This window comes from Saccharopolyspora sp. NPDC002578 (assembly GCF_053592695.1).
Window position 1 is genome coordinate 26,440 of sequence record NZ_JBSFWJ010000068.1, and the last position, 8,423, is coordinate 34,862.

Genomic DNA, 8,423 nt, shown 5'->3' on the forward strand with positions numbered 1-8,423 from the left:
AAACCTAGCACTTGTTAGGTTGAGTTGATACGGTAGCAATCGCGGTGAAGTTCCCGCCAGAGGCGGAAAATCCCGAGTTCCCGGAGGTTGCCGTGGGCGTCGAGATCGACCTGTCCGGCCGGGTAGCGCTGGTGACCGGAGGGACTCGGGGGATCGGTGCCGGGATCGCCGCGGTGCTGCTGCGGGCGGGCGCGCGGGTGCACGTGTGCTCGCGCAACCCGCCGGAGCGGCTGCCGGAAGGCGCGGGGCGGCGGGCCGAGTTCCTCGCGGCGGACGTGCGCGACCCGGAGCAGGTGGACGAGCTGATCGGCGAGGTCGTGCGCCGTTCCGGCGGGCTGGACGTGGTGGTGAACAACGCCGGTGGGGCGCCGCCGGTGGACACCGCCACGGTCTCGCCGCGGTTCCACGCGAAGATCGTCGAGCTGAACCTGCTGGCGCCGCTGCTGGTCTGCCAGCGGGCCTGGCCGGTCATGCGCGATCGTGGCGGATCGATGATCATGATCAGCAGCGTGGCCGCGCGCCGCGCGGCGCCCACCATCGCCGCCTACGCCGCGGCGAAAGCGGGACTGGAGAGCCTCACCCGCACGCTCGCGCTGGAGTTCGCGCCGAGCGTGCGGGTCAACGCGGTGGCCGTGGGCGTGGCGCGCACCGAGAACTTCGCGGAGCACTTCGGCGCGGCGGCCGAGGATTCCGGGTTCGCAGACGGCATCCCGCTGGGGCGGCCCGCGGAGCCGGAGGAAGTGGGCCACGCCTGCGCCTTCCTGGCCTCGCCGCTGGCCGGCTACCTGACCGGCGACGTGCTGTCCGTGGACGGTGGCGGCGAGCCGCACCCGAACCTGGCCCGGATCGCCGCGGAGTTCCGGCCCGCGGGCTGACCGGCGCTCCCCGGTGCGGACCCGCGAAGATCGACGATCGGAGGCAGCAGTGGGTGGAATCTGCGAGGGCAGGGTGGTCGTCGTGACCGGCGCCGCCCGCGGCCTCGGGCGCGCGCACGCGCTGGAGTTCGCCAGGCAAGGGGCGTCGGTCGTGGTCAACGACATCGGCGTGGCCCTCGACGGCGGCGGGGGAGACGCCGGTCCGGCCGCGTCGGTGGTCGAGGAGATCCGCGCGCTGGGCGGCGACGCGGTCGCCGACGGGTCCGACGTCGCCGACTGGGGGCAGGCGGCGGAGCTCGTCGCGCGCGCGGTGGACACCTTCGGGCGGCTGGACGTGCTGGTGAACAACGCCGGTTTCGTGCGGGACCGGATGTTCGTGAACCTCTCCGAGCAGGAGTGGGACGAGGTGCTGCGGGTGCACCTGAAGGGCCACGCGGCGACGATGCGCCACGCCGCCGAGCACTGGCGGCAGCGGGCGAAGTCCGGTGCGCCCGTCGCGGCCCGCGTCATCAACACCTGTTCCGGCGCGGGCCTGCTGGGCAGCGTCGGGCAGAGCAACTACGCGGCGGCCAAGGCGGGCATCGCGGCGCTGACGGTGAACGCCGCCGCCGAACTCGGCCGCTACGGCATCACCGCCAACGCGATCGCCCCGGCGGCCCGCACCCGGATGACCGAGCAGGTCTTCGCCGCCGACATGGCCCGCCCGGACGACGACGCTTTCGACGCGATGGCGCCCGAGAACGTCTCCCCGCTGGTGGTCTGGCTGGGCAGCGAGGAATCCGCGCGGGTCACCGGCCGGGTCTTCGAGGTCGAGGGCGGCGCGGTGCGCGTCATGACGGCGTGGCGCCACGGCGCCGAGCACGACGCGGCCCGCCGGTGGGACCCGGCCGAGCTCGGCCCGGTGGTGCACGACCTGCTGACCCGAGACCCCACCCCGGAGCCGGTCTACGGCGCGACATCACAGCAATCGAGAGCGGGAGGATCGACATGACCGAGGCGTACATCGTCGACGCGGTGCGAACTCCAGTCGGCAAGCGCGGGGGCGGGCTCAGCGGCGTGCACCCGGCGGACCTGTCCGCGCACGTGCTGCGCGCCCTCGTCGAACGGGTCGAGCTGGACCCGGGGCGGGTCGACGACGTGCTGTGGGGCTGCGTGGACGCGGTCGGGGCGCAGGCGGGCAACATCGGCCGCACGGGCTGGCTCGCGGCCGGGTTCCCGGAGCACGTCCCCGGCGTGACGATCGACCGGCAGTGCGGCTCGTCGCAGCAAGCCGTGCACTTCGCGGCCCAGGCGGTGCTCAGCGGCACCGCGGACCTGGTCGTCGCGGGCGGTGTGGCGAACATGAGCGGAATCCCGATCGGCAGCGCGCTGCGTTCGGTGCAGGGGCTGGACTTCCCGACGGCCTACGGTCCCGGCTCGGGTTCCGAGGGGTGGCAGCAGCGCTACGGCGACGTCGAGGTCACCCAGTTCAACGGCGCGGAGCTCATCGCGCGGAAGTGGGGCATCTCGCGGGCGGAGATGGAGGAGTTCGCGCTCAGCAGCCACCACCGGGCGATCGCGGCGATGGACGAGGGCCGCTTCGACGCCGAGGTGGTGCCGCTGGCCGGGGTCGAGCGGGACGAGGGACCGCGCCGGGACACGAACCTGGACAAGCTCGCGGGGCTCAAGGCGTTGCGGCCGGACGGCCTGCTGACCGCGGGCGTGTCGAGCCAGATCTCCGACGGGTCCTCCGCGCTGCTGGTGGCGTCCGAGCGGGCGGTGGCCGAGCACGGGTGGACGCCGCGGGCGCGGGTGCACCACCTCAGCGCGCGGGGCGACGATCCGGTGTTCATGCTCTCCGCGCCGATCGAGGCCACCCGGTACGCGCTGGACCGCGCCGGGCTGTCGGCGGCGGACCTCGACGTGGTCGAGATCAACGAGGCGTTCGCCAGCGTCGTGCTGGCGTGGCAGCGGGAGATCGGCGTGGATCCGGCGAAGGTGAACCCCAACGGCGGCGCGATCGCGCTGGGCCATCCGCTCGGCGCGACGGGGACGAAGTTGATGACCACGTTGCTGGGCGAGCTGGAGCGCACCGGCGGGCGCTACGGCCTGCAGACCATGTGCGAGGGCGGCGGCACCGCCAACGTGACGATCGTGGAGCGGCTCGGCGGGTAGGTGGCCCGGCGACAACTCGCCACGCCGGGCGCGGTGGGGAGGCACATCTCTCCTCCGCCCGGTGATCCACTCGTGTCCGGTTCGGGAGTGGGCCGGGCCACCTCCCGAATGTCAGGAATCCTGCCTGGTCAGCGAGTTGTCGATCTGTCAGGTGGGGTCGCGCTCGCGCGCCCGCGCCCGGCCCGCGGAACCCGGTGATCCGCGGTCGCGGCGGGCGGCGCGAAGTGTGTTCTAGACCGCACGTGACCTTCTGAGGACATTTCACGTTTACCTTGCCAAGGGCGAGGTTGTGATCCGGGAGGTTCGGTTGGTGGATGTGGACGTGGCGCGCGGGCGGCACGAGTGGATCCGTCCTGGCGCGTTCGAAGTCGCGCCGGGGGTGCATCGGATTCCGCTGCCGATGCCGGGTGACGGCCTGCGCGCGGTCAACGTGTACGCCATCGAGGACGGCGACGGCCTGGTGCTCGTGGACGCGGGCTGGTCCCGGCCGGAGGCGCGGGACGCGCTGGAAGCCGCCCTCGGCGAGCTCGGGCACGGGCTCGGCGACGTGCGCCGCTTCCTGGTGACCCACCTGCACCAGGACCACTACACGCTCGCCGTGCGGCTGCGCGCGGAGTTCGGCACCACCATCGCGCTGGGCGCGGGCGAGCGGCCGTCGCTGGAGGCGCTGCTCGCGGGCACGCACGACCGGCAGCTGTCCAAGCTGGAACGAGGCGGCGCGACCGAGCTCGCCGCGGTCGTCCGCGACGCCGTGGAAGGCGACCACGGCAAGCCCGCGGAGGACTACGAGGCGCCGGACGAGTGGCTGGCCGACGGTGCCGAGATCGAGCTCGCCGACCGGACGCTGCGGGTCGTCGAGACGCCCGGTCACACCCGGGGGCACGTCGTGTTCGTCGACGAGCGGAACTCGTTGCTGTTCGCGGGGGATCACGTGCTGCCGCACATCACGCCGTCGATCGGCCTGGAGGCGGCGCGCACCGCGCTGCCGCTCGGGGACTACCTGGACTCGCTGCGGCTAGTCGGCGAGCTGCCCGACCTGCGGCTGCTGCCCGCGCACGGACCGGTCACCGGCAGCGCGCACGCGCGCGTGGACGAACTGCTGGCCCACCACGAGCTCCGGCTCGACCAGACCGCGGCGGCCGTCCGCGGGGGCGCGGCAACCGGGTTCGAGGTCGCCGGCGTCCTCGGGTGGACCCGCCGCGAGCGGTCCTTCGCGGACCTGGACATGTTCAACCAGATCCTGGCGGTCGGCGAGACCCTGGCGCACCTGGACGTGCTCGTGGCGCGCGGCCGGTGCGAGCGCACCACTGTGGACGGTGTCGACGGGTACCGGTCGATCTGATGGCTCCCCGGTGCACCGCCCGATCGCGGCGGGTCGACGGATCAGCGCAGCAGCAGGCGAACCGTGAGCTCCAGCCGGTTGGCCACGTCGGTGGCCGACGCGCGCCGGGTGACCCAGGCGACCAGGTTCGACAGCCACACGTCCGCGATGACGCGGGCGATCGCGCGCTGCTCCTCTGTGGGCTCGTCGTCACCGGTCGTCATCGCCCCGCTGAACAACGTCTCGGTGAGCGCGCCGACCGCGTCGACCTCGGTGGCCGCCGAGGTGTCGGCGAACATGAACGCGCGGGTCATCGCCTCGGTCAGCTGCGGGTTGCGCTGCATGGTGCGGGTCGTGCGGGACAGCACGAACAGCACCCGGTCGTACGGGGTGTCACCGGGGATCTTGGTGCGGTCCAGCCGGTCCAGGGAGCGTTCGAACTCCCGCGCCAGGCCGGTCACCAGCAGGTGGATCTTGGACGGGAAGTACCGGTAGAGCGTTCCCAGGGCGACATCGGCCTTTTCGGCGACCGCACGCATCTGGACGGCTTCGTACCCGCCCTTGCCGGCGAGCGCGATGGTGGCGTCGATGATCCGCTTGCGGCGCGCGTTCTGCGCCGCCGAGCCGCCCTGGTCCTCGGCCAGCAGACTGGCCGCGTTGGCCGCGGCGGAACCGCGTCGAGGCATGGCGTTCATGAGGTCGGTCCTCTCAACGTGCGTAGGTGGTGCGGCGATGTCCCGTTGAACACCGCCTCCGGCAGGTCTGCGCTGACCTCATGCCTTAATGAGAACATGTTCCAGTCTACCCGTTGCGAGCCGCGGCGGCCCCGCGAGGTGAATACGTGCGAATAGCGCTGCTGTCGTACCGGAGCAAGCCGCACTGCGGCGGGCAAGGTGTCTACGTCCGGAACCTGAGCCGCGAGCTCGTCGAACTCGGCCACCGCGTCGAGGTCTTCTCCGGACCGCCGTACCCGGATCTCGATCCGGGCGTGGAGCTGACCGAAGTGCCCAGCCTGGACCTGTACCGGGACGAGGACCCGTTCCGCACCCCGCACTGGCGGGAGCTGCGGGACCTCACCGACGTGCTGGAGGTCGCGACCATGTGGTCGGCCGGCTTCCCGGAACCGCTGACCTTCAGCCTCCGCGCGGCGAAGCTGCTGCGCGCGCGGGCCTCGGAGTTCGACGTGGTGCACGACAACCAGTGCCTCGGGTACGGGTTGCTCGGCCTGCGGCGGGCGGGACTTCCGCTGGTGGCCACCGTGCACCACCCGATCACGCACGACCGGCGGCTGGAGCTGGACGCCGTCTCCGGCTGGCGCACGCTCGGCGTCCGCCGCTGGTACGGGTTCCTGCGGATGCAGGGCCGGGTCGCGCGGCGGATCCCGGAGCTGCTGACGGTCTCGGAGTCCTCGGCCCGCGACATCGTCGAGGACTTCGACGTCGCGCCCGAACGGCTCCGCGTGGTGCCGCTGGGCGTCGACCACGAGGTGTTCCGCCCGCCGGAGCCGCCGCGGGTGCCGGGCCGGATCGTGGCGATGGCCAGCGCGGACACCCCGCTCAAGGGCGTCGGCACGCTGCTGGAGGCGGTGGCGAAGCTGCGCACCGAGCGGGAGGTCGAGCTTGTGCTGGTCGCCTCCCCGACGCCGGGCGGGCCGACCGACCGGCTCATCGACGAACTGGGCATCTCCGGTGCGGTGCGCACCGTCAGCGGCATCAGCGACGAGGAGCTGGCCGGGCTGGTGGGATCGGCCGAGATCGCCTGCGTGCCGTCGCTCTACGAAGGCTTCTCGCTGCCCACCGTCGAAGCGATGTCCTGCGCGACGCCGCTGGTCGCCAGCAGGGCGGGCGCCATCCCGGAGGTCGCCGGGCCGGACGGCGAGTGCGCCGACCTGGTGCCGCCGGGCGATGCGGAAGCGCTCGCCGGCGCGCTGGGCGCGCTGTTCGACGACCCGGAGCGCAGGCGTCGGATGGGCGAGAACGGCCGGAAACGGGTGTTGGAGAAGTACAGCTGGGCGTCCGTGGCCGCGGCCACGGCCGAGTGCTATGCCGAAGCGGAGGCGGAAATGGCGGGGAACAAGTGCTGACGGTGGATTTCGACCTGCTCGGGGTGCGAGCGGGTCAGCGAGTGCTCGACCTCGGAGCGGGTGCCGGGCGGCACTCCTTCGAGTACCTGCGGCGCGGGGCGAACGTGATCGCCTTCGACCAGGACACCGAGGCGCTGGCCGAGGTCGAGACGATGTTCGGGGCGATGGCCGCAGCCGGGGAGGTCCCGGAAGGCGCCTCGGCGACGACGGTCAGCGGTGACGCGCTCGGGCTGCCGTTCCCGGACGACCACTTCGACCAGGTGATCGCCTCCGAGATCATGGAGCACATCCCGGAGGACGAGAAGGCCATGCGCGAGCTGGTGCGCGTGGTCAAGCCCGGCGGCCGGGTCGTGGTGACCGTGCCGCGGCAGTGGCCGGAGCGGATCTGCTGGGCGCTGTCGGACGAGTACCACCAGGTCGAGGGCGGCCACGTGCGGATCTACCGCCGCGAGCAGCTGATCGGCCGGTTGCGCGAGGCGGGCCTGCGCGAGGTCCACCACCACCACGCGCACGCGCTGCACGCGCCGTACTGGTGGCTCAAGTGCGCCGTCGGCGTCGACAACACCGACCACCCGCTGCCGAAGCTCTACCACAAGCTCCTGGTGTGGGACCTCATGAGCAAGCCGTGGCTGACCCGGACCGCGGAGGCCGCGCTCAACCCGGTGCTGGGCAAGAGCCTGGCGGTGTACCTGTACAAACCGGAGGTCGTTGGTGCCTGAACTGCCGGCCGTCGACGGGGTGCTCTCGTCGGCCGATGTGCTGCAGACCGCCAGGTCGATCGCCGCGGTGCAGGAGCGCTCCGGTGCGGTGCCGTGGTTCCCCGGTGGTCACGTCGACCCGTGGGACCACGTGGAGTCGGCGATGGCCCTGTCGGCGGCCGGCCTGCTGGTCGAGGCGGAACGCGCCTACGACTGGCTGCGCACGACCCAGCGCGCGGACGGTTCCTGGCCGTTGCAGGTCCGCGCCGGGGTGGTGGAGGACGCCGCCTCGGACACGAACTTCTGCGCGTACCCGGCGGTCGGTGTCTGGCACCACTTCATGATCACCGGGGACGCGGCGTTCGCGGAGCGGATGTGGCCGGTGGTGCGCCGCGCGATCGACTTCGTGCTGCGCCTGCAGCGCGCCCGCGGCGAGATCGCGTGGGCGCGGGGCACCGGCGGCGAGGTGGGCGGTGAGGCGCTGCTGGCGGGCAGTTCGAGCATCCACCACAGCCTGGTGTGCGCGCTGGCGCTGGCCGAGCACCTCGGTTCCCCGCAGCCGGACTGGGAGGTGTCGCTGGGCCGTCTCGCGCACGCCCTGCGCCACCACCCGGAGGCGTTCGCGGAGAAGGACCGCTACGCGATGGACTGGTACTACCCGGTCCTGGGCGGTCCGCTGCGCGACGACGCGGGGTGGGACCGGATCGCGCGGCGCTGGCCGGACTTCTTCGTGGACGGCCTCGGAGTGCGCTGCGTCGACGACAACCCGTGGGTGACCGGGGCCGAGACCTGCGAGCTGGTGCTGAGCCTGGACCTGCTGGGACGGCGCGACCGGGCCGTGGAGGCGCTGGCGTCGATGCAGCACCTGCGCGAGCAGGACGGCTCGTACTGGACGGGCCTGGTCTACACCGACGGCAAGCGCTGGCCGGTGGAGCAGACCACCTGGACCGGCGCGGCGGTGGTCCTCGCCGCGGACGCCCTGTCCGGCGCCACCCCCGGCGGGGGGATCTTCCACGTCGGCGGCCTGCGCTCCGGCCTGCCCGTCGACGACGCCTGCGGCTGCGACACCCACATCTCCGAACTCGTCGGCGAGTAGCGACAGAAGCCGGGCCCGTGTCCTCGGCTTGTGCAGGGGTCGGGTGGCGGAACCTCAGTGGTTTCCTCGCTGCGCCCCTGGCCGGTGTGGCAGCTTTTTCCCGAGTGGCTCCGCCACGAGGGAAAAAGCTGTTCTCGCGAGGAAACCGCTGAGAACCCGCTGCGGTGCCGGTTGCTCAAGCTGGTCGCTGCAGATC

General features: G+C 72.6%; 8 protein-coding genes. 7 read left to right on the top strand and 1 reads right to left on the bottom strand.

The features are described 5' to 3' along the window. Positions 1-92: 92 nt before the first annotated feature. The 4 genes from ACWD38_RS24760 (at position 93) to ACWD38_RS24775 (ending at position 4,371) form a co-directional block, all read left to right on the top strand. On the top strand, positions 93-875 hold the full coding sequence (locus ACWD38_RS24760; RefSeq protein WP_450125002.1) for an SDR family oxidoreductase: 783 nt from the start codon (positions 93-95) through the stop codon (positions 873-875). Between the two features lie 49 nt (positions 876-924). Then, positions 925-1,866, top strand: coding sequence for an SDR family oxidoreductase (locus ACWD38_RS24765; protein WP_184479083.1), 942 nt, complete (start codon positions 925-927; stop codon positions 1,864-1,866). Further along, positions 1,863-3,029 (top strand): acetyl-CoA C-acetyltransferase, encoded by a 1,167-nt coding sequence (locus ACWD38_RS24770; protein ID WP_184479084.1) that lies wholly within the window; start codon positions 1,863-1,865, stop codon positions 3,027-3,029. The genes ACWD38_RS24765 and ACWD38_RS24770 overlap by 4 nt, the downstream gene beginning before the upstream one ends. A gap of 310 nt (positions 3,030-3,339) precedes the next feature. Then, positions 3,340-4,371, top strand: a complete 1,032-nt coding sequence (locus ACWD38_RS24775) for an MBL fold metallo-hydrolase (RefSeq protein ID WP_450125003.1) — start codon at positions 3,340-3,342, stop codon at positions 4,369-4,371. A gap of 41 nt (positions 4,372-4,412) precedes the next feature. On the opposite strand, the gene kstR is transcribed toward ACWD38_RS24775, so the two are convergent. Then, entirely contained in the window at positions 4,413-5,045 is a 633-nt protein-coding gene (gene kstR / locus ACWD38_RS24780; RefSeq protein WP_416309412.1) for a cholesterol catabolism transcriptional regulator KstR, read from the bottom strand. A 146-nt stretch (positions 5,046-5,191) separates the two neighbouring features. Here kstR and ACWD38_RS24785 point away from each other — a divergent pair, with 146 nt between their 5' ends. Genes ACWD38_RS24785 through ACWD38_RS24795 form a run of 3 tightly spaced genes read left to right on the top strand, consistent with a single transcriptional unit; the run spans position 5,192 to position 8,227 of the window. Beyond that, complete coding sequence (locus tag ACWD38_RS24785; protein ID WP_450125004.1) at positions 5,192-6,433, top strand: glycosyltransferase family 4 protein; 1,242 nt, start codon at positions 5,192-5,194, stop codon at positions 6,431-6,433. Continuing rightward, the gene (locus ACWD38_RS24790; protein ID WP_184479086.1) at positions 6,427-7,152 is read left to right on the top strand and encodes a methyltransferase domain-containing protein; all 726 of its coding nucleotides are present in this window, start codon (positions 6,427-6,429) and stop codon (positions 7,150-7,152) included. Before ACWD38_RS24785 ends, ACWD38_RS24790 begins: the two co-directional genes overlap by 7 nt. Continuing rightward, positions 7,145-8,227 carry a prenyltransferase gene (locus tag ACWD38_RS24795; RefSeq protein WP_184479087.1) on the top strand — a complete coding sequence of 361 codons (1,083 nt, stop codon included), beginning with the start codon at positions 7,145-7,147 and terminating at the stop codon, positions 8,225-8,227. Before ACWD38_RS24790 ends, ACWD38_RS24795 begins: the two co-directional genes overlap by 8 nt. The last annotated feature ends 196 nt before the right edge of the window (positions 8,228-8,423 follow it).